This window comes from Phaeobacter sp. G2 (assembly GCA_025163595.1).
GTDB lineage: Bacteria > Pseudomonadota > Alphaproteobacteria > Rhodobacterales > Rhodobacteraceae > Pseudophaeobacter.
In genome coordinates, this window is record CP104100.1 from 700,456 (window position 1) to 721,380 (window position 20,925).

Below are 20,925 nucleotides of genomic sequence, written 5' to 3' on the forward strand. Positions count from 1 at the left end.
ATTACGATTTTGTCTCTGGAAGTGGTAAGAAATTGCGCGAAGGCTTGCAAGGGCAACTTTGCATCTGCAGCATTGCTATCGCGGCATATGCGTCACTTGCGGCGTTGCAGCGCAAGGATCGGCGGTGGTTTGGCCTCCTGACGAAGAATCTTCGATGGTTTTTGGGTTTTGGGGTGGATGTTTCGAAATCCTGATCGTGAAAAAGCAAAAACGGGACAGCATCGCTTGCCGAGTCAACTAGAGTCGCGAGGAAACGTAAATTGATGGAGGGCCCGAGATGATCGAGACACCATACCTGTTGTTCCTGGGCGATGCGCCTGACATGCTGGCAGCCAAGGTTGCCATTGGCATCCGTGACTGGCGTCCGGAACACGCGGTGGGCCAAATTCGCTTGCCTGGCTGTGGCGCGGATCTTGGCCTGACCGAAATGACCCTGGCTGAGGCCAAGGCGGCGGGGGCCAAGACGCTGGTGATTGGCGTGGCCAACCGCGGGGGCGTCATTTCCGACGCCTGGAAAGAAGTGCTGATTCAGGCGCTCGAGATGGGCTATGATCTGGCCTCGGGCCTGCATAACCTGTTGCGCGACGAAGGCGATCTGGTGGCAGCGGCGCAGACCCATGGCGGCACCTTGCATGACGTGCGGGTGCCCACCGATGGCTATCCGATTGCCAATGGCGTGAACCGCACCGGCAAGCGCTGCCTGGCGGTTGGCACTGATTGTTCGGTTGGCAAGATGTACACCGCTCTGGCGATGGACGCCGAAATGCAAAAGCGCGGGATGAAATCGACCTTCCGGGCCACCGGCCAGACCGGTATTCTGATCACCGGTCACGGTGTGCCGCTGGATGCGGTCATCGCTGATTTCATGGCGGGCTCGGTTGAGTATCTGACCCCTGACAATGACGACGACCACTGGGACCTGATCGAGGGTCAGGGGTCGTTGTTCCATGTGTCCTATTCCGGTGTGACCATGGCCTTGGTTCATGGCGGTCAGCCAGATGCGCTGATTCTGTGCCACGAACCGACCCGGTCGCATATGCGCGGTCTGCCGGATTATTCGGTTCCTTCGCTGGAAGAGCTGCGTGATGTGGCCCTGCCGCTGGCGCTGCGGGCCAATGCGGCTTGCAAGATCGTTGGGATCTCTGTGAACACGCAACATCTGTCTGAAGATGAAGCGACAAAATATCTGGCAGAGACCGAAGCGCGCATGGGTCTGCCTGCGGTCGACCCATACCGTCACGGGGCTGGCCGTCTGGTAGACGCTTTGGCTGCGATCTGATCTAACTATCCCCGCCGGAGGTGCTTGTCCTTTAGGACTGGAGCCTCCGGCGGAGGTATTTTTGGCAAGATGAAAAGATGGGGCCGCGTTCTACAGCGGCTCTAGCCATGGCTCTTTGGTGATTTCAGGGGGCATGAACAAAGGGCTGCTTTATGAAAATCACAGTGACTGCGGATGTATTTAAGCTGGCGCAGGTTTTTACCATCTCGCGGGGATCGCGGACCGAAGCCAGGGTGCTGACGGTAAAGGTGGAAAAATCAGGGTTTGTGGGCTGGGGCGAATGTGTGCCCTATGCGCGTTACAATGAGACCCTGGAAAGCGTCACCGCTGAGATAGCCGGCCTGCCGGCGGCGTTTACCCGTGCAGAATTGCAAGATCTGTTGCCTGCCGGGGCGGCCCGCAATGCGGTGGATTGCGCGCTGTGGGATCTGGAGGCAAAGCAAGCTGGTAAGCGGGTTTGGGAACTGGCCGGGCTGCCTGCGCCGGGGCCTGAGATCACCGCCTATACCCTGTCGCTGGCCAGCCCCGAAGAGATGCAAAAACAGGCGGCGGAAAATGCCCATCGTCCCCTGTTGAAGATCAAGCTGGGTACACCAGATGATATGCCCCGACTTGAGGCCGTGCGTGCGGGTGCGCCAGAGGCGAAGATCATCATTGATGCCAATGAAGGCTGGTCTGCGGAGGTCTACGCCGAGTTGGCGCCACATCTGGTGCGGTTGGGCGTGGAATTGGTGGAGCAGCCGCTGCCTGCCGGTGAGGACGACGCGCTGATTGGCATGGAGCGTCCGGTGCCGGTTTGCGCGGATGAGAGCTGCCATGATCGCGCCAGCCTGCCAAAACTCAAAGGTAAATATGATGTGGTGAACATCAAACTGGACAAGACTGGCGGCCTCACCGAGGCGTTGAAACTGCGCCAGGAGGCGCTGGCGCTGGGCTATGATGTCATGGTTGGCTGCATGGTTGGCTCGTCCCTGGCGATGGCCCCTGCGACATTGCTGGCGCAGGGTGTTTTGGTAACAGACCTTGACGGGCCGCTTCTGCTGGCCGAAGACCGCGATGAACCATTGAAATTTGACGCCGCCGGGGTGCATCCGCCGAAGGCCGCGCTCTGGGGTTGAGGAGACCACGATGACCCGTACTGTTTATGTGAATGGCGAATACCTGCCCGAGACCGAAGCAACCGTTTCGATTTTTGACCGCGGATTTCTGATGGCCGATGGCGTCTATGAGGTGACATCCGTTCTGGATGGCAAGCTGATCGATTTTGAAGGCCACGCTGCGCGGCTGGAGCGGTCGCTCAACGAGCTGGACATGGCTGCGGCCTGTACCAAGGATGAGCTGCTGGAGATTCACCGGGAGCTGGTTGCCCGCAACGGTATCGTTGAGGGGATGGTCTATCTGCAGATCACCCGTGGATCTGATGGCGACCGCGATTTTGTTTTTCCCGACCCCGAGACGACAAAACCAACCATCGTTTTGTTCACCCAGAACAAGCCCGGTCTGGCGGACAACCCGGCTGCCAAGAAAGGCGCCAAGATCATTTCGATTGAGGACATCCGCTGGGGCCGTCGCGACATCAAGACCGTGCAGCTGCTGTACCCATCGATGGGAAAGATGATGGCCAAGAAAGCCGGCGCGGATGACGCCTGGCTGGTCGAGGACGGCTATGTCACCGAAGGCACCTCGAACAACGCCTATTTTGTCAAGAATGGCAAAATCGTGACCCGCCCGCTGAGCACCGATATCCTGCATGGCATCACTCGCAAGGCGGTTCTGCGCATGGCGGCTGAGGCGCAGATGGAAGTGGAAGAGCGTCTGTTCACCATTGACGAGGCGAAAGAGGCGGATGAGGCTTTCACCACCTCTGCCAGCGCCTTTGTGATGCCAGTGGTTGAAATCGACGGTGTGGCGCTGGGGGATGGCACGCCCGGGCCGATTGCCAAGCGTCTGCGGGAGATCTACCTGGATGAAAGCCTGAAGGCGGCGATCTAAATCTGAAGAGCTGACGCTCCTTTAGAGATCCCGCGCCGACGGGCAGTGAATTTTGTATTCTTGAACAGGCCCCTGCCAACGCTTGGCGGGGGCCTTGTTTTTGCCCTGCTGGTGCATTGGTGTTTGTGGGCAGGGGGCAGATCACATTCGGCGGATGCGCCAGCTTTTTGGGGGCACGGATTGTCCTTGCATCATTGTCCACTGGCGGCTTACTGTTTTTAGAAAGCCTGCCTCACCCCCTGTTTTTGTCTAAAGCCCCGTCTGGCAAAGATAAAAGTTTCATGTCGAGGGTGAGCCGCTGCTGAAAGGTATTTAGCAGCTGTGCGGATGTCATAAAATATCCTGCGCTTCCCGCCATGTTGAGAAAGTAAATGAATGATCAGCCACTAGAAGATGTGCCAATCAAAGCAGCTGTGAAAGGCTCTGAAATCGTTAAGTCCCTTCGGTTTCGGTTGGAAATTCTCTTGTTGATCATTGCCGTGCCGGCGATTGCCATCATGATCCAAATGGGGGTTATGGAACGCGCTAGGCTCCTGGAAGAACGAGCTGAAAAAACAGATGCGATCACCGCGCGGATAGAGCGGGCGCAGGCGCGGCGAATAGATGAAACCCGTGCGTTTTTGATTGAGCTTGCACAGGCGCCTGCGCTGCAAGATCCCGGATCGCCAGAATGCGGGGCGTTTTTAGCAGGGGTGCTGCCTCTTGTTCCGAATTACCTGAACCTTGGGGTGTCAGATGCATCGGGTAAAATGGTCTGTGCCGGGGCAGCAGGTGCCGAGCCTGTTGATCTCGGCGATCAGGGCTATTTCCAAAAAACAATGCAAGAGGGAGGCTTTAACGCCGGGACATATATGTTTGATAGGGGCCTGCAACAGGCGAGCATTGGCTTTTCCTATCCGGTTCGAACAAAAGACACGGGTGACATTGCCGGGGTGCTCATTGCCTTTGTGGCTTTGGACTGGTGGAGCGACAGGCTGGCAGAGGAGAGCTTGCCCGAAAATTCCGTGGCCTACATTATTGATTCTCATAATCAAATGGTTGCCACCTTTCCCAAACAGGAGGACCTGCACGGCCGAGCCGCCAAAAACTTTGGCGGGGGCAAAGACTGGCAAAGGACCGAAACGGCTGAAACCTTTGATGCCGGGGACGGCGTTCGTCGTGTCTATTCTCATCGCGTTTTCTACGATGGAGGTGCCGATCAAAAGCTGTTTCTCAGCTTGGGGCTTGCAGGTGATGAGGCGTTGCAGGGGGGCCGCAACCGCATTTTGCTCCATTTGGCCCTGATAACTGCCGTGGTCGTCTTGCTTTGGAGGCTTGCCGCCAGGGTGATGGAGCGCACTGTCTACAAACCCTTTAATGCCCTCCATCGAGAGGTAGTTCGCCTGGTGGATCGCCAGGGTGGATCCGACTCTGCCGCGCAGCCGGTCAGCGCGTCGTCGGTGACTGAAATAGATGCCCTGACGCAGAGTATCCGGGGCATTTCAAACGAACGCCAAGAGGCAGAAGCCGATAGGCAGCACCGGGTTGAAACGATGTCCGCGCTGCTGGAGGCCTTGCCTGACACATATTTCCGCGTTGGGCCCGAAGGGGAAATACTCGACTACCGGGCCTATAATGAGGCCGATCTCTATTTGTCGCCTGAAACGTTTCTGGGCAGTAAGTTCACTGATATTCTGCCCGCGGATCTTGGGGCGAAATTTGAAGAAATCCGTCTGAAGGTTGTTGAAACCGGCGGGGTTCCGGCCTGGGAGTACACTTTAGGCGTCGCTGGAAAGACCCAACATTTCGAGGCTCGGGTCTGCCCGGTTTCCGACCGCAAAGAGACGATTTTTGTCATTCGAAACATTTCAGACCGACACGAAGCCGAAATGATGCAACGGGCTGCCGAAGAGCGGCTGGACCTGATCATTCGTAATTTGCCCGGTGCCGTTATCCAAAGTGAGTATGCCGCAGAGGGGCAGGTGAAGATCACCTATGTCAGTCCGCAGTGCGAGGCGATCTGGGAGGCCAGCGCCGAGGAAATCCTGGCGGACCCTGGCATTTTGAGCCGTGCCCATGATCCCGACGACCTGGTACAATTTAGAGAGCTCAGACGTCAGGCGCTCGAGACAGGTGCGCAATTCCAGCATCGGTACAAGATCACCTCTCGAAGCGGAGTGACCCGCTGGCTGGATTTCTTTGGCAGTCAACCCCGCAGTAAAAGCGATGGCGCAAAAGTCGTCGAGGCGTTCTTCTTGGATGTGACACGAGAGATCGAGGCGCAGCACCGGTTTGAACACGAACGCGAGGTCTCTAGCCGTGCGCAAAAGAACGAGGCCATTGGTCAAATGACCGGTGGGGTGGCCCATGACTTTAACAACTTGCTTGCGGTGATCATGGGCAATCTTGAACTGTTGCTGGATGACATCGAACAAGAAGAGCACCGGCAGCTGATAACCGGCAGTATCAACGCTACAAAACGCGGGGCGGATCTGACCGGCAATATGCTGGCCTTTGCCCGCAAGGCCAGACTGGAACCCGAAATCATTGATCTCAACCGTTTGGTGAGTGACGCAGGCAATTGGATCGGGCGCACCTTGTCAGCACGCATTTCAGTCGAAACCACGCTTTTGGCTGGATTGTGGAAGATCACAGCGGATCCAAGCTCAACGGAAAGCGCCTTGTTGAATTTGATTGTGAATGCCCGGGATGCGATGCCCGAAGGGGGTAGTTTGACGATCGAAACAGCCAATATGCGCATTGACCAGACCTATGTAGACAGCCGCTTGGCGGAATTGGAACCGGGGCGCTATGTCATGTTGGCCGTGTCGGATACTGGGCATGGCATGTCAGAAGACACAGTTCAGCATGTTTTTGAGCCCTTCTATTCAACCAAGGCGCCGGGGGCTGGATCTGGGCTTGGGCTGTCGATGGTCGAAGGCTTTATGCAGCAATCAGGGGGCACAGTCCAAGTGTATTCCGAGCCCGATGTCGGAACAACTTTCAAGCTGTATTTCCCGGTAAATGCAGATGAGCCTGACGCCATTGTCGCGCCCCCAATTGAGCGCAGCGATGCGGATCATACCCAAAGTGGCCGAATTCTTGCGGTTGAAGATGAGGCTGAAGTGCTGGCGATCTTGGTAACCGTTCTTGAAAAGGCAGGCTACGAGGTTGTTGAGGCCGCATCAGGGGATCAGGCTTTGGAGATCTTTACACGTGACCCAGACGGATTTGACATGCTGCTGACGGATATCGTGATGCCTGGCAAGCTGCAGGGGACGACACTGAGCCGACGTCTGAGAGAGCTCGCGCCAGAGCTCCCTGTTGTCTTCATGTCTGGGTATGCCAGTGAATCAACGATTCATGGCAATGGTCTGCGCCCCGAGGACATACGCCTGATGAAACCGGTCCAGCGCCGTGATTTGCTGGCAGCGGTTTTCAAGGCGGTGACAACAGGCTTGAAACAGCCGCCAAGCTCCTGATGCTTAGGCTTTACGCGGTAAAACGGAGGGGAGGCTTTGTCAGCTGACCACCGGGTTGTTTCGGTGCTTTCAAAATTCTAGGGCTGTCAGGTTCCCAGGGTGCGCAGAGCTGCGCAGCCTGGGTATAGGGTCCTGCATCACCTGCTAAGTCGTTGCGCCCCCGGGGGCGTGGATCCCGATGTCCCAGAACAGGCCTGCCATAACCTGCATGGCTTCGCGGCACACCGATTTCAGGACGTGCTCATCCGGGGCGTGTTGATTGCACCCCAGATAGCTGTGCGGGATCCAGATGGTCGGCAGGCCCAGCACCTCGGCAAAGCAGTCATTGGGCAGCGATCCGGCCAGGTTGGGCAGAACATGGGGGGGCTTGCCTGTTGTCTGCTGCAGAGAGGCCTGCACATAGGTCACCCAAGGATGGTCGGGATCTAGTCGGGTGGCGGCGAACACAGCTTCGTCCAAAGGTTTGATCTGGACCTTGTCGAAGCCTTTTGCGTCCAGGTGGCGGCGCAGGGCCGGCAGCGTCTGTTCAATGTCGGTGCCAACCACATAGCGCAACTGGCACCGGGCCCAGGCCATTGGGGCGATGGCGTTGACCGGGGCTTCGGGGAGCCCCGCTTTCATCGCCAGGATCGTAAAACTGTTCCAGCCATAGGCGCGTTCTGCAGGGGTGAGGCTTTCTTCGCCCCAATCGCTGTCGACTGTGGATCCTCCGTCGGTGCCCACGGGCAAATCCCGCAATGCCGCGCGTATTCTTGGTGTCAGGCTGGTCGGGCGCCATTCGGGAATTTGCAGCTGGCCGCGTGCATCTGTGATACTGGCCAAGGCCTGGGCCAGAATGATCGCGGGATCGGCCAGCAACCCACCCCAATTGCCCGAGTGATGCGCGCTTTTGCGCAGATCCACCACCAGATCAAAGCCCAGCCCACCACGTGACCCCATGAACATCGTGGGAGTTTCGGCGCTGAGCCGTGGTCCGTCAGAGGCGATCAAAACATCCGCTGCCAGAGTGTCGCGGTGCCTGTCCATCATGTCTGCCAGGCCGGGTGAGCCAATTTCTTCGCCCATTTCCAGAACGATTTTGACGTTGAAGCCAAGCGTGCCACGCACGGCCAGCACAGATTCAAGCGCCGCGATATTGATCAAATGCTGCACCTTGTTGTCCGCCGCGCCGCGGCCATACAGACGGTCCTCCACTTCAATCAGCTCAAACGGAGTGAGCCCGTCGCGCCATTCGCTGTCCTGTCCCCAGATCACATCGCCATGGCCATAGGTCAGCACCGTCGGCAGGGCTGGATCTTCGATCCGTGTGCCCAGCAAAAAGGGACCTGCGTGCATCTGTGAATGTGGGTTTTCGTGGATCGAACAGGCAAAGCCCATCGCCTCGAGCCGGGGTTGCATGGCCTCTTGCAGATACTGCTGCAGCACCGGAGCCTGATCGGGGTTCTGGCTTTCACTGCGATAGGCCACCAGTGCGGCCAGGTCGGACTGAAGGCGCCCGCTTTCAAAATACTCGGTTGCTTGGGTCAGGGCGTCATTGCGGGTCATCTGGGATGGGTCCGTTTCTTGGTCTTCTGGAACTCAGGGCGGGCCCTATGCCGTTTCAGTTGCGGGCAGGGCTACGGCCGCGTCATGCAGGGGCCACGTTTATTCGACCATAAGATATGACCAGAGTCACTGGGGCGATTTTCACCGGGGGCTGCGCCGCGCGCCCCTAACCAAAGCGATAGCCAGAGGCCGTCACGCCGCCAAAAATACCAGTTTGGTGGTAGATCCGCGTCGCGGTCTCATCTTCGGCGGCACCCAGTGCGGCAAAGATTGGCGCAAAGTGGTCTTCCTTTGCATGACAGGTGCGGGCGGCGGGCGCTTGTTCCCAGTTCAGCAACGCCGCAGTGCGCGCAGGTTGCGGCAGGGCCAAAGACGCGTCGAGCCAGGCATCGAACTGTTGCGACGGCTGTTTGGCTGCAGGACCAAAAAGGCCGAGGTTGTGGTAGCTGAGCCCGGAACCCACGATCAGAACACCTGCGTCGCGCAGCGGCGCCAGGGCGCGGCCCAGCCTGAAATGCTGGTCCGGGTCATAGCCATGGCGCAGGGAGACCTGAAACAGGGGGATGTCTGCCTTAGGATACATAATGGCCATGGGCACAAAACAGCCATGGTCAAACCCCATCTGCGAATCCAATTTGCTGGGCAGCCCCGCCTGTGCGACCAGATCCGCGACGCGCGTGGCGAGATCTGGGGCGCCGGGGGCGGGGTAGGTGATGTCATAGGTTTCAGCCGGGAAGCCGGAATAGTCATAAACCATCGGCGGCTTGGCAGCCGACATGACTGCAAAACAATCACTTTCCCAATGGCCAGAGATCATCAGCACCGCCTTGGGGCGCTGTGGCAACTGGGCAGGCATTTGCGCGAGGGAGGCTTCCAAAGGCGCAAACTCGGCCCGCCAATCGGGCAGCCAGGGCCAGGGGCCCCCACCGTGAGAGATGAAATAGGCGGGCATTCTGGCGGCAGACTGGACCATAGTTATTCTCCGGGGCGAGCGATATGTGCTGATACCCTAGGCCCCGCCGCAGCCCGTTTACATCTCTCTGGCCGCACAGCACCTGTGTGCGACCGCGCCAGTCTATTGGTGCAGAGAGGGAGGGGGGCTTCCCCCTAGGTTTTGTCCGTTACGTTTTCTTTGAAGGCGGTTTGGAATTCGGCCTGTTTTTCCGGGCTGGCTTCGGTCTGGTAGTTGGTTTTCCACTCATCCATGGTCATGCCGTAGTAGATTTCGCGGGCTTGTGCCTTGTCCATTTCGATGCCGCGCTCATTGGCGGCTTCCTGATACCAGCGGCTGAGGCAATTGCGACAAAAGCCTGTCAGGTTCATCATGTCGATGTTCTGAACATCGGTGCGGTCTTCCATCAGGTGCTTTTGCAGGCGGCGAAAGGCGGCGGCCTGGAGTTCGATCTCGGTCTGTGGGTCGATCTGTGGGGCGATCTGCTTGTCCATTGGGGGCTCCTGATTTGTGCTGGGGTCCTGTGATGTTCTAGCAACCCCGCCCAAAGGGCACAACGTCGCCACACAATGCGGTGAAAGCGCCCTACAGCCCCGAAGCGATCAGGGCCTGCGACAGGGATGTGGCCAGCCGATCGGCCCAGAGCTGTTGTCCGGCGTCATCGGCAATCAGATCGTTGCGCAGCTCAATCAAGGTATTGGGGCGGCCCATCTTGGTGCCATGGGTGTCAATTGTATCACCGGGCAGGTAGCCGGTATAGGGCTCGTTGATCCCGACGCAGAGATCCCCCGGGGCCTGAAGGGTGGCGATCAGATGGGGCGAGAACCGCTCAGCCTCTGGTTGCAGGATGCCGACCTCCCAGGGGCGCGGTGCGCGCCCCCGCAGCTGCGGCGTAAAGGAATGCACCGAGACGAGCACGGTGTCAGGGCGGCGCGCGGCCAATTCGGCCAAAGCCCCATGATAGGGACGATAGCAGCGCGCAAGGCGCCTTTCGCGTTCGGCCGCATCGACGTGACGGTTGGCGGGGATGATTGTCCCGTCATACAGCTGCATCACCAGGGTGGGATCATCTTCGCCCCGATTGGGGTCGATCACCAGCCGAGAAAAATTCGAGGCCACAACCGGGGCGTTCAGGCGTTCCCCCAGCAGTTTGCACAGCGCCAGCGCGCCGGGGTCATAAGCGATGTGACGTTGCATATCGGCCGCCGGCAGGCCGAGGTCACCGTTGCCAACAAAGGGCGGCACCACATTGCTGGCGTGATCGCAGGTGATGAGCCAGCGGCTGGGGCGGTTTACCCCTTCGGTAATAAATGGGCTGTATGTCATGGATTTGTCGCCTGTTGTTGGGAATAGCTTTACTGCAGTTGCAGCAGAATGGGAATTGGGTGATAAGCTCTCCAAAGACCGTTTGCGGTAACATTTGCTCTATAGTCACATGGCCGCACGGTGGCCCATGATATGCCCTGAAGGAGAAACCTGATGAAACGCTCGCGCAATGTAAAGATTGTTGCCACCCTCGGGCCCGCGTCGGAAACCTATGATACCATCCGGGCGCTGTTTGAGGCCGGAGCAGATGTGTTCCGTCTGAACATGTCCCACGGCACCCAGGCCGAGATCGCGGAAAAACATGCCATCATTCGCCAGGTTGAACAGGACCTGGACCGCTCTATCGGGATTCTGGCGGATCTTCAGGGGCCAAAACTGCGGGTTGGTGTCTTTGCCAAGGGCGAAGAAAACCTGGTGCCCGGCGCGGGGTTCCGGATGGATCTGGACACCACCGAAGGCGATCTGTCGCGGGTGTGCCTGCCGCATCCAGAGATTTTTGCCGCTTTGGAACCCGGTGCGCATCTTTTGGTCAATGACGGCAAGATCCGTCTCAAGGTTGTGAGCTGTGGGGCTGATTTTGCCGATTGCGAAGTGGTGATTGGCGGCATCATCTCTAACCGCAAGGGCGTCAACGTGCCCGATGTCGTCCTGCCCCTGGCAGCGCTGTCGGAGAAAGACCGGGCGGATCTGGAATTTGCCTGTGGTCTGGGGGTGGATTGGCTGGCGCTGTCCTTTGTGCAGCGGGCCAAGGATGTGTTCGAGGCCAAGGGGCTGGCGGATGGCCGCGCGGCGGTGCTCTCCAAGATCGAAAAACCTTCGGCAGTGGACCGGTTTAGTGAAATTCTCGATGCGTCCGATGGCATCATGGTGGCGCGCGGGGATCTGGGGGTTGAGCTGCCCGTGGCGGCGGTGCCGCCGATCCAGAAACGTCTGGTGCGCAAATGCCGTGCTGCGGCCAAGCCGGTGATTGTCGCGACCCAGATGCTGGAAAGCATGATCGACAGCCCAATGCCAACCCGCGCAGAGGTTTCGGATGTCGCCACGGCGATCTATGAAGGCACAGATGCCATCATGCTGAGCGCGGAATCCGCTGCTGGCAGCTATCCCATCGAGGCGGTGCAGACCATGGACCGGGTCGCGGTTGAGGTCGAAGCCGACCCCACCTATGCCCAGATCATTGCCGCCTCGCGCTCTGCCAAGGGCGACACCGTGGCGGATGCCATTGTGGCTGCCGCCCGCGAGATTGCTGAAAAGACCGAAATCAAGGCCATCTGCTGCTTTACCCAAAGCGGCACCACCGCCCTGCTGACGGCGCGCGAACGCCCAGGCGTGCCGATTATCGCGCTAACGCCCCTGCCACGCACCGCCCGGCGGCTGGCGCTGAGCTGGGGCTGCTATTGTGTGCTGACCTCTGAACAGGGGCGTTTCAAAGGCGCTGTTGTTGGCGCCGCCCGTGCCGCCCGCGCTGGTGGCTTTGCCAATGAAACCGATCAGATCGTGGTCACTGCTGGGGTGCCCTTTAATGTGCCCGGCACCACCAATATCCTGCGAGTCGCACCCTGTGATGAGCGTTTGATTTACAGCACAGACCCAGAGTAGCCTTTCAGCAGTTGTGATAAGTCTGCTGTTAAAGAGGGTGAAATGGATACTGATCTTGCACTGATCCTGGGGATAGCCCTTGGTGGGCTATCCATCCCCTCCATCCTGTCAGCCGTGAGCGAGACCCAGCCGCCGCGTGTGCCCAGTCTGTTTCTGCTCGCGGGGGCGGGGCTGATCGCCTATGCGATGCTGTCTCATCCCGGTGGCTACCGCCTGGAACAGATCCCGGATGTGTTTTTCTCGGTTTTGGGACGTTTATTCTGATAATTCGCTTGCCCTTTGGCAGCAGCTTTCGTACATGGCCCTCCTGTTCGCGTGGCCGGCCGGAAGTGGCATGCCGAGTCGCGCATAGACCGAACCCGCATTGAAGGAGACGGAAATGCCCAAAATGAAGACCAAATCGAGCGCCAAAAAGCGCTTTAAGGTGACAGCGACCGGTAAGGTCCTGGCTGCTCAGGCCGGCAAACAGCACGGCATGATCAAACGCACCAAAAAATTCATCCGTAACGCACGCGGCACATCGGAGCTCTCCGCTCCCGACACCAAAATCGTCAAGGGCTATATGCCCTACGATCGCTAAGAGGAGTTTGAGATATGTCCCGCGTTAAAGGTGGTACCGTAACCCACGCCCGTCACAAGAAGGTCATCAAGGCAGCCAAAGGTTATTATGGCCGCCGCAAGAGCACCTTTAAAGTCGCCCGTCAGGCCGTCGACAAGGCAAATCAATACGCAACACGTGACCGGAAGGCGCGCAAGCGTAATTTCCGCGCTCTGTGGATCCAGCGTATCAACGCCGCCGTCCGCAGCCACGACGAAGCGCTGACATACAGCCGCTTCATCAACGGTCTGACCCTGGCCGGCATCGAAGTTGACCGTAAAGTTCTGGCCGACCTGGCCGTGCACGAGCCCGAAGCCTTTGGTGCCATCGTGCGCCAGGCCCAGTCCGCACTGGCAGCGTAAGCTGGCAATCTGAACTGGCAGCTTAAGGCTTTTATAGCTTTACAGATTTGAAAGGCCGCTCCTTTGGGGGCGGCCTTTTTCTATGGCTGAACCCGAAAAACCGGCGCGATGAGTGCAGCTGGAGCGGTGGTTTTTGATCGGCTCATTTCAATTTCAGGCTGCTTGTGTCGATTGTTGTTATAGGTTTGCCGCTGAACAGTAGGGAAGCAGGTAAAATCTCATGAACATCAAAGGTGTAAACTGAAGGCGGATGCGGTGATCAATGCGCGGTTTGGCAATATCCAGGTCTGTCCCTTTAGCTGGGCTTGCCGGGTGTCTACTGGCACAGCGGTCAAATTGCTGAACTAGACCTGCTTGATTTGAATCCACGCAGATCAGGTCTGAAACAGCACCGGCGACCAAGCCGACTCCTATCGGGAGCGGGCTTTTTATATGGGGCAAACGCCGGACCTGTCAGAGGTGAGGATTTGGCCCGCCGGACAGGCCGTCGATTGCGCCCTGCACTGTGAAACAGCGCCATGGGGAGGGCGCGTAACCCTGGTATGCAAGCGGCAACTCAGTTTCCGGGGCGTTTGTTGTGGTTCAACCCGCGTCAGGGCGGTACGGAACGCAGCCATGGTCTTGCTTTCGCGCCCACCTGTGGTAGCAGAGCATAAGCCAAAACTCAGGGGACCGTCATGGACGATCTTAAAGCAAAATATCTAGGGCAGATCGCCGATGCTGCCGATGAAAACGCGCTGGAGGCCATCCGTCTCGCCGCCGTTGGTAAAAAAGGCGAAGTCGCACTGAAGATGCGCGAGCTGGGCAAGATGACGCCCGAAGAGCGCCAGGTGGCCGGCCCGGCGCTGAATGCGCTGAAGGATGAGATCAACTCGGCCCTTGCTGCCAAAAAGGCTGGTCTGGCGGATGCCGCGCTGGACGAACGTCTGCGCACCGAATGGCTGGATGTGACCCTGCCGGTCCGCCCTTCGCGTCAGGGCAGCCTGCATCCGATCAGCCAGGCCCAGGAAGAGCTGACCGCAATCTTTGCCGAACTGGGCTTTTCCGTTGCCGAAGGGCCGCGCATTGATACCGACTGGTATAACTTTGACGCGCTGAACATCCCCGGCCACCACCCGGCCCGCGCCGAGATGGATACGTTTTACATGCACCGTGCGGAAGGCGACGACCGCCCGCCGCATGTGCTGCGCACGCACACCAGCCCGGTGCAAATCCGGTCGATGGAAAAAATGGGCGCGCCCCTGCGCATCATCTGCCCTGGCGGTGTCTATCGTGCCGACTATGACCAGACCCACACGCCGATGTTCCACCAGGTCGAAGGCCTGGCGTTGGACAAGGACATCTCGATGGCGAACCTGAAATGGGTGCTGGAAGAGTTTGTCAAAAGCTTCTTTGAGGTGGACGACGTCGAGCTGCGCTTCCGCGCCTCACACTTTCCCTTCACCGAGCCATCGGCCGAGGTCGATATTCGCTGCAGCTGGGACAATGGCCAGCTAAAGATCGGCGAAGGCGACGACTGGATGGAGATCCTGGGCTCTGGCATGGTGCACCCCAAGGTGATCGCCGCTGGCGGTATCGACCCGGATATCTATCAGGGCTTTGCCTTTGGCATCGGCATCGACCGTCTGGCGATGCTGAAATACGGCATCCCCGACCTGCGCGCTTTCTTTGATTCCGACCTGCGCTGGCTGCGCCACTACGGCTTCCAATGCCTGGATGTGCCGACCCTGCATGGTGGTCTGAGCCGTTAATAATACCTGTTTCGTGGGGCGTCAGCCCCGCGTCGCGCCCGACCCGCCCCATGGGCGGGCGCGATTGCGCCCACCCCGGTTCGGGCGCTATGCTCTCCTCAAAATTGCAAAGCGCTGATTTGAGGGTTTGAGCGAATGGCTTCTGTTGAAGTGATGACGGCTTGTGAGAATGTTTGCAGGGATTTTTCTTGGCTAGTACTTAGTAGCCCAAGAGTCATTCAGGGCGCGTTGACATTGTGTGCCGCATTTTTGGCATCAGGTACGGCCCTTTGGATTGCTTATAGAGCATATCCAGCTCAGAAAATCGCGGACCGAATCCTTCAAGAAGCGCATGAGAGAAGAGAAGCGTATCGGCGATTTTTGCAGGCGGCGAATGAGCACTATGCGCGTTTGACTGTTGCGCATTGGACAAAGGACCTGACAGGTGTCACGGATAGCTATTTTGAATTGATATCTGTCACTGCGGATCTTGCTGCATATGTTCCTGCTGGCGAACACCACAATGCTCTTGATCGTTGCCAAATGTATCTTCAGACATTGCTCGAATACAAAACTAAGGTTGAAGCGGATTGCGGAGTTGAGCGTGCTCAGAAATGGGTAAAGAAAGAGCCTAATAAATACCGTTCTGACTTATACTTGGAAGTCAAATCAGCACGAAAAAAGGCATTCATTGCGATCCGGATGGAGCTTGGTGAAACTAGGGAAGTCGCCGAAAATGCGGCAAAGGTATTTTTTGTCAAGACACCGGAAGAAGAGAAGCCCTAGAGAACCAACTTCATTGATCGTTGCCCCCAGCACATTTCAGGCGCAGTCCTGATCCAGTGTGCCGGTTAGGGTCAGCAAGACTTGCGCCGGGCGGCAATCTTTGTCATTGCCTATGCCTGTATACGCATGGCTTGCCATAGGACTCTTGACCGATGAAATTCACTCTTTCCTGGCTGAAAGATCACCTCGACACTGACGCATCAGTGGATGAGATCGCTGAAACCCTGACTGACCTTGGCCTTGAGGTCGAAGAAATCAGCAACCCTGGCGATCGGCTCAAGGATTTTACCCTGGGCTATGTGAAACACGCCGAAAAGCACCCGGATGCGGATAAGCTGCGGGTCTGCAAAGTGGACACGGATGAGGGCGAGATGCAGATCATCTGTGGCGCCCCCAACGCCCGCGAAGGCATCACCGTGGTGGTCTGTAAGCCGGGCATGTATATTCCCGGCCTCGACATCACCATTGGCGTCGGCAAAATCCGCGGCGTCGAAAGCTTTGGCATGATGGCCTCTGAGCGCGAGCTGGAGCTGTCGGATGAACACGACGGCATTATCGAGCTGCCCTCGGGCGAAGTGGGGGATCGCTTTGTTGACTGGCTGGCGGAAAACCAGCCCGCCAAGGTGGATCCGGTGATCGAGATTGCCATCACTCCAAACCGCCCCGATGCGCTGGGCATTCACGGCATTGCCCGTGATCTGGCGGCCCGTGGGCTTGGTACGTTGAAAACCTCAGACTTTGCCCCGGTCGTCGGCAACTTTGCCTGCCCGATCAAGGTTACCATTGATGAGGATACCCAGGATGGCTGCCCGCTGTTCACGGGTCGCCTGATCAAAGGCGTCAAGAACGGCCCCAGCCCCCAGTGGCTGCAGGATCGGCTGACCGCGATTGGTCTGCGCCCGATCTCGACGCTGGTCGATATCACCAACTTCTTCACCTATGACCAGAACCGCCCGCTGCATGTCTTTGACGCGGCCAAGGTCGCTGGCAATCTGCGGGTGCATCGCGCCGCAGGCGGCGAGACCCTGAAGGCGCTGGATGAGAAAGAATATACCTTTGCGCCCGGGCAGATGGTGATCTCGGATGACAACGGCGCCGAAAGCATTGCCGGCATCATGGGGGGCGAAGACACCGGCTGTACGGATGAGACCGTGGATGTCTTCCTGGAGAGCGCCTTTTGGGATCACGTGCAGATCGCCCTTGCCGGTCGCGCGCTCAAGATCAACTCGGATGCGCGCTACCGCTTTGAACGCGGCGTCGATCCTGAGTTCACCATCCAGGGCCTGCATCTGGCGACCCAGATGATTCTGGAGCTTTGCGGTGGCGAGGCCTCGGAGGTGGTGATTGCAGGCGATGTGCCCGATCACTCCCGCGCCTATAGGCTGGATGCGGAACGGGTGCAGTCGCTGGTGGGCATGGATATCCCCGAAAGCGATCAGCGCCAGACCCTGACCCGCCTTGGTTTCCGCCTGGAAGGCAATATGGCCCATGTGCCCAGCTGGCGCCCTGATGTGCAGGGCGAGGCGGACCTGGTGGAAGAGGTTGCGCGCATTGCCTCGCTGACCAAATTGCAGGGCAAGCCGCTGGCACGGATGACGGATGGAATCCCCAAGGCCGTGATGACCCCGCAGCAGCGCCGCCAGCAGATGGCGCGGCGCACCGCAGCCAGCCTCGGCTATAACGAGGTGGTAAGCTACACCTTTATCGACCAGGCTTCGGCGGCCCTGTTTGGCGGCGGCGATGACGCCACTATGCTGGCCAATCCGATCTCGTCGGAAATGTCCCATATGCGCCCTGCCTTGCTGCCGGGCCTGTTGCAGGCGGCAGCGCGCAATCAGGCGCGTGGCTTCATGGATCTGGCGCTGTTTGAGGTTGGTCCGGCCTTCCACGGCGGCGAGCCGGGCGAGCAGCACAATCTGATTTCGGGCATTCTGGTGGGCAACACCGGCCCCAAGGATGTGCATGGCGCGGCGCGCGGCGTTGATACCTTTGACGCCAAGGCCGATATCGAAGCCATCCTGGCCGCCATCGGTGCCCCTGCCAAGGTGCAGATCCTGCGCGGCGCACAGGACTGGTGGCATCCCGGCCGTCACGGCAAGATCTGCCTCGGCCCCAAAAAGGTGCTGGGAATCTTTGGCGAGCTGCACCCCAAGGTGATCAATGCCATGGGGATCAAAGGCCCGGTTGTCGCCTTCAGCATCTGGCCGGATGAAGTACCGCTGCCGCGCAAAAATGGCGCCACCCGGGCTGCACTGGGACAAAGCGATCTGCAGGCGGTCGAGCGTGATTTTGCCTTTGTGGTCGATGCCGAGGTCGAAGCGCTGACGCTGGTCAATGCCGCTTCTGGTGCCGACAAGGCGCTGATCACCGATGTGCGTATCTTTGACGAATTCATTGGTGGGTCGCTGGGCGAGGGCAAAAAGAGCCTGGCCCTGACGGTGCGCCTGCAACCCAGTGACAAGACGCTGAAGGAAAAGGACATCGAGGCAGTGAGCGAGAAGATCATTGCCAAGGTGACCAAGGCCACAGGCGGCACCCTGCGGGGCTAGTGCCGGTCAGGCGCTATCAGATCCAGCGCAGTAAAACGCGCCTTTCGGGGCGCGTTTTATTTTGCTGCAAAGAACTCGGCCAGAAGATCATAGACCAGACGAATGCGTCGGCTGCTGTGTAGCTCACGGTGGGTTGTCAGCCAGACGGGAAAGCGGATGGGGGGCTGATCGGTCAACAGCCGTTCGACGCCGCTGGAGCGTTCGACAACATCATCTGCCATTGCGCCAATGCCAAAGCCCTGCCGGACCAGCTCCCAGGCCGCGAGCCCGCTGTTGGACCCGATGCGAAAATTATCTGGTGTCAGGTGGACGCCAAGCGGTGCAAGAAATTCGATAGAACGCTGGATATCTCCAAAGTTTACAAATTCATGGGAAGACAGCGCGGCCAGTGAGCCGGGCTGACCCCGGCGAGCCAGGTAACTGGGCGCGGCGTAGAAATGCGCCGTGGCCTCTTGCACCAGACGGGTGATTAGCTCTGGTTGGTCAGGGCGCACATGGCGAATGGCAATATCAGCCTCACGCCGCATCAAATCGCGGATGTCATTTGCGGCCACAATATCAATGGACAGACGTGGGGCCTGTTGGCGCAGTATCTGCAACACAGGAGGCAGCACAAAGGCTGACATCATGTCGCTGGCGGTGATGCGGATTGTGCCTTCGATGGACTGCGCCTGGGCACTGGCGGCAAGGCAGAGCCCATCGGCACCCTCTAACATCTTGCGCCCATGCGGCAAAAGTTCCCGCCCGGCATCCGTTAGGGCAAGTCTGCGCCCAAGGCGCTCAAACAGCATGACGCCCAGACTTTCTTCCAGTGCCGAGACCTGCCGGGACAGGGTTGGCTGGGTCAGGTTTAGTTGGCGCGCTGCTGCTGACAGCGTGCCAGCGTCGGCAGTCGCGAGAAAGGCGCGAATATGGGTCCAGTCAGGTTTGTTCATGCAAATGTGTATAAGTTATCCCCGAATTTTAGCAATTTATATGTTGTTTCTGTATGGATAAGCTGGGCGTAAATCAGGAGAGACTGGATGAAAACCGACGCACCGTTCTGGGACAAAATTGCCCCCAAATATGCTCAAAATCCTATTCGCGATGTGGCGGCCTATCGTCAGGCGTTGGCGCGTACCTGTAGCTACCTCAAACCTGATGATCGGGTTTTAGAATTGGGCTGCGGTACGGGCTCGACAGCAATTGAGCTGGCGAGCCAAGTGGCAGAGATCACCGTTTCAGATCTGTCACAGGGCATGCTTGCCATTGCACGGGAGCGGGCCGCCACCGCCGGGGTGGGCAACATGCAGTTTCATCAGGGCAGCGTGGCGCAGGCCCCAGAGGGCACATATGATGTGGTCTTGGCGCATAACCTTTTACACCTGCTGCCCGATTTGCAGGCCGCATTGGCGCTGGTCTCTGCGCGCCTGCCAAAGGGCGCTTTGTTCATATCCAAGACACCCTGCCTAAGAGAATCGCGGAGCAGTGCCAAATATTGGTCATTCAAGGTCATGATCCCGGTGATGCGTCTTCTTGGCAAAGCGCCAACCAGCCCGGTGCATTTTTTCGATATCCCCTCGCTTGAAGCAGCGATTGAGGCCGCCGGTTTTGAGTTGGTTGAAACCGCAAATTACCCGGTTTCGACGCTGGGGCGCTATATCGTGGCGCGCCGTCTATGATTTGTGCTCTGGTGCGGCTGGGCGATCCGACATAGGTCTGGGGCAAACCAACTGGAGCAGGAGCGCAACATGACACTCAACGTTTATCTTTCTGGCGAAATCCACACCGATTGGCGCGAGCAGATCACCGAAGGTGCCAAGGGGCTGGATGTGAGCTTTCAAAGCCCGGTGACAGACCATGCCGCCAGCGATGATTGTGGCGTGGCGATTCTGGGGGCTGAGGACAACAAATTCTGGCACGATCACAAGGGCGCCAAGCTCAACGCCATTCGCACCCGCAAGGGGCTGGAGGATGCGGATGTGGTGGTGGTGCGCTTTGGCGAGAAATACAAACAGTGGAACGCCGCCTTTGATGCGGGTTATGCGGCGGCGCTGGGGAAATCCATCATCGTGCTGAGCCAGCCTGAGCATCAGCACGCCCTGAAAGAGGTCCATGCCGCAGCCCTGGCGGTGACGGATGAGCCACGCCAGGTGTTAGAGATCCTGACCTATGTGTTGCAGGGCACGCTGCCCAAATGACAGCTCCAACCTTGTGGACAGAGCGGCTGATCCTGCGCCCACATGGGGTGCAGGATTTTGACGATGTGGCGGCGCTCTGGGCCGACCCGGTCGTGGTGAAATACATCGGCAGCACGCCCAACAGCCCTGAACAGTCCTGGGCGCGATTGCTGCGCTACATGGGCCATTGGCAGGCTTTGGGCTATGGCTATTGGGTGGTTTGCGATCGTGACAGCGGCGCGTTCCTGGGTGAGGTTGGCTTTGCCAACTATCGCCGCGCGGTGGCACCACCGCTGCCGGATGTCCCCGAGGCGGGCTGGGTTCTGGCGACACAGGCCCAAGGGTGCGGAATTGCCAGCGAAGCGGTGGCCTGCATCCACAACTGGGCCGACCAGACGCAGGACTGGGCGCAGACGGTGGCAATTTTTGCACCTGAACATGCGGCCTCGCAGCAGGTTGCGGCAAAACAAGGGTATCAAACCTCCGGAGAGGCCACATATTTTGGCGACAGGATCCTGATTATGTCCCGTCAAAAAACTGCGGCTCTTTAAGGCGTTTGGCCTCGGCAAAAACCACTCGTTAACGGG

Annotated in this window: 19 protein-coding genes; 14 read left to right on the top strand and 5 right to left on the bottom strand. The window is 58.5% G+C overall.

Annotation, left to right across the window (positions count from 1 at the left end):
* Positions 1-277: 277 nt before the first annotated feature.
* The 4 genes from N1037_03415 (at position 278) to N1037_03430 (ending at position 6,732) form a co-directional block, all read left to right on the top strand.
* Positions 278-1,279 carry a DUF1611 domain-containing protein gene (locus N1037_03415; GenBank protein ID UWS80089.1) on the top strand — a complete coding sequence of 334 codons (1,002 nt, stop codon included), beginning with the start codon at positions 278-280 and terminating at the stop codon, positions 1,277-1,279.
* 152 nt (positions 1,280-1,431) lie between these two features.
* A complete protein-coding gene (locus N1037_03420) occupies positions 1,432-2,397 on the top strand; it encodes a dipeptide epimerase (GenBank protein UWS80090.1) in 966 nt (321 codons plus the stop codon).
* 10 nt (positions 2,398-2,407) lie between these two features.
* Positions 2,408-3,271 (top strand): D-amino-acid transaminase, encoded by an 864-nt coding sequence (locus N1037_03425; protein ID UWS80091.1) that lies wholly within the window; start codon positions 2,408-2,410, stop codon positions 3,269-3,271.
* Between the two features lie 371 nt (positions 3,272-3,642).
* Positions 3,643-6,732, top strand: coding sequence for an ATP-binding protein (locus N1037_03430; protein ID UWS80092.1), 3,090 nt, complete (start codon positions 3,643-3,645; stop codon positions 6,730-6,732).
* Between the two features lie 144 nt (positions 6,733-6,876).
* On the opposite strand, the gene N1037_03435 is transcribed toward N1037_03430, so the two are convergent.
* From N1037_03435 to N1037_03450, 4 genes are all read right to left on the bottom strand, one after another.
* Complete coding sequence (locus N1037_03435; protein UWS80093.1) at positions 6,877-8,277, bottom strand: M20 family metallopeptidase; 1,401 nt, start codon at positions 8,275-8,277, stop codon at positions 6,877-6,879.
* A gap of 166 nt (positions 8,278-8,443) precedes the next feature.
* Positions 8,444-9,250, bottom strand: coding sequence for a dioxygenase (locus tag N1037_03440; protein UWS80094.1), 807 nt, complete (start codon positions 9,248-9,250; stop codon positions 8,444-8,446).
* Positions 9,251-9,384: 134 nt separating this feature from the next.
* Positions 9,385-9,699 (bottom strand): DUF1244 domain-containing protein, encoded by a 315-nt coding sequence (locus N1037_03445; protein ID UWS81300.1) that lies wholly within the window; start codon positions 9,697-9,699, stop codon positions 9,385-9,387.
* Between the two features lie 115 nt (positions 9,700-9,814).
* A complete protein-coding gene (locus N1037_03450) occupies positions 9,815-10,555 on the bottom strand; it encodes an N-formylglutamate amidohydrolase (GenBank protein UWS80095.1) in 741 nt (246 codons plus the stop codon).
* Positions 10,556-10,708: 153 nt separating this feature from the next.
* On the opposite strand from N1037_03450, the gene pyk reads away from it, so the two are divergent.
* The 7 genes from pyk (at position 10,709) to pheT (ending at position 18,179) form a co-directional block, all read left to right on the top strand.
* Positions 10,709-12,154, top strand: a complete 1,446-nt coding sequence (pyk, locus tag N1037_03455; GenBank protein ID UWS80096.1) for a pyruvate kinase — start codon at positions 10,709-10,711, stop codon at positions 12,152-12,154.
* Positions 12,155-12,196: 42 nt separating this feature from the next.
* Complete coding sequence (locus N1037_03460; GenBank protein UWS80097.1) at positions 12,197-12,418, top strand: hypothetical protein; 222 nt, start codon at positions 12,197-12,199, stop codon at positions 12,416-12,418.
* Positions 12,419-12,533: 115 nt separating this feature from the next.
* Positions 12,534-12,734: a 50S ribosomal protein L35 gene (gene rpmI / locus N1037_03465; GenBank protein ID UWS80098.1), complete on the top strand. Its 201-nt coding sequence runs from the start codon at positions 12,534-12,536 to the stop codon at positions 12,732-12,734.
* Positions 12,735-12,748: 14 nt separating this feature from the next.
* Entirely contained in the window at positions 12,749-13,114 is a 366-nt protein-coding gene (rplT, locus tag N1037_03470; protein UWS80099.1) for a 50S ribosomal protein L20, read from the top strand.
* 677 nt (positions 13,115-13,791) lie between these two features.
* Positions 13,792-14,865: a phenylalanine--tRNA ligase subunit alpha gene (gene pheS / locus N1037_03475; protein UWS80100.1), complete on the top strand. Its 1,074-nt coding sequence runs from the start codon at positions 13,792-13,794 to the stop codon at positions 14,863-14,865.
* Positions 14,866-15,000: 135 nt separating this feature from the next.
* Positions 15,001-15,630, top strand: a complete 630-nt coding sequence (locus N1037_03480) for a hypothetical protein (protein ID UWS80101.1) — start codon at positions 15,001-15,003, stop codon at positions 15,628-15,630.
* A gap of 152 nt (positions 15,631-15,782) precedes the next feature.
* A complete protein-coding gene (gene pheT, locus N1037_03485; protein ID UWS80102.1) occupies positions 15,783-18,179 on the top strand; it encodes a phenylalanine--tRNA ligase subunit beta in 2,397 nt (798 codons plus the stop codon).
* Positions 18,180-18,235: 56 nt separating this feature from the next.
* Here pheT and N1037_03490 read toward each other — a convergent pair whose 3' ends face one another.
* Positions 18,236-19,114 carry a LysR family transcriptional regulator gene (locus tag N1037_03490; GenBank protein ID UWS80103.1) on the bottom strand — a complete coding sequence of 293 codons (879 nt, stop codon included), beginning with the start codon at positions 19,112-19,114 and terminating at the stop codon, positions 18,236-18,238.
* 87 nt (positions 19,115-19,201) lie between these two features.
* Between N1037_03490 and N1037_03495 the strand changes: the two genes are divergently transcribed.
* From N1037_03495 to N1037_03505, 3 genes are all read left to right on the top strand, one after another.
* On the top strand, positions 19,202-19,840 hold the full coding sequence (locus N1037_03495) for a class I SAM-dependent methyltransferase (GenBank protein UWS80104.1): 639 nt from the start codon (positions 19,202-19,204) through the stop codon (positions 19,838-19,840).
* A gap of 69 nt (positions 19,841-19,909) precedes the next feature.
* Positions 19,910-20,359, top strand: coding sequence for a YtoQ family protein (locus N1037_03500; GenBank protein UWS80105.1), 450 nt, complete (start codon positions 19,910-19,912; stop codon positions 20,357-20,359).
* A complete protein-coding gene (locus N1037_03505) occupies positions 20,356-20,889 on the top strand; it encodes a GNAT family N-acetyltransferase (GenBank protein ID UWS80106.1) in 534 nt (177 codons plus the stop codon). The genes N1037_03500 and N1037_03505 overlap by 4 nt, the downstream gene beginning before the upstream one ends.
* Positions 20,890-20,925 lie beyond the last annotated feature (36 nt).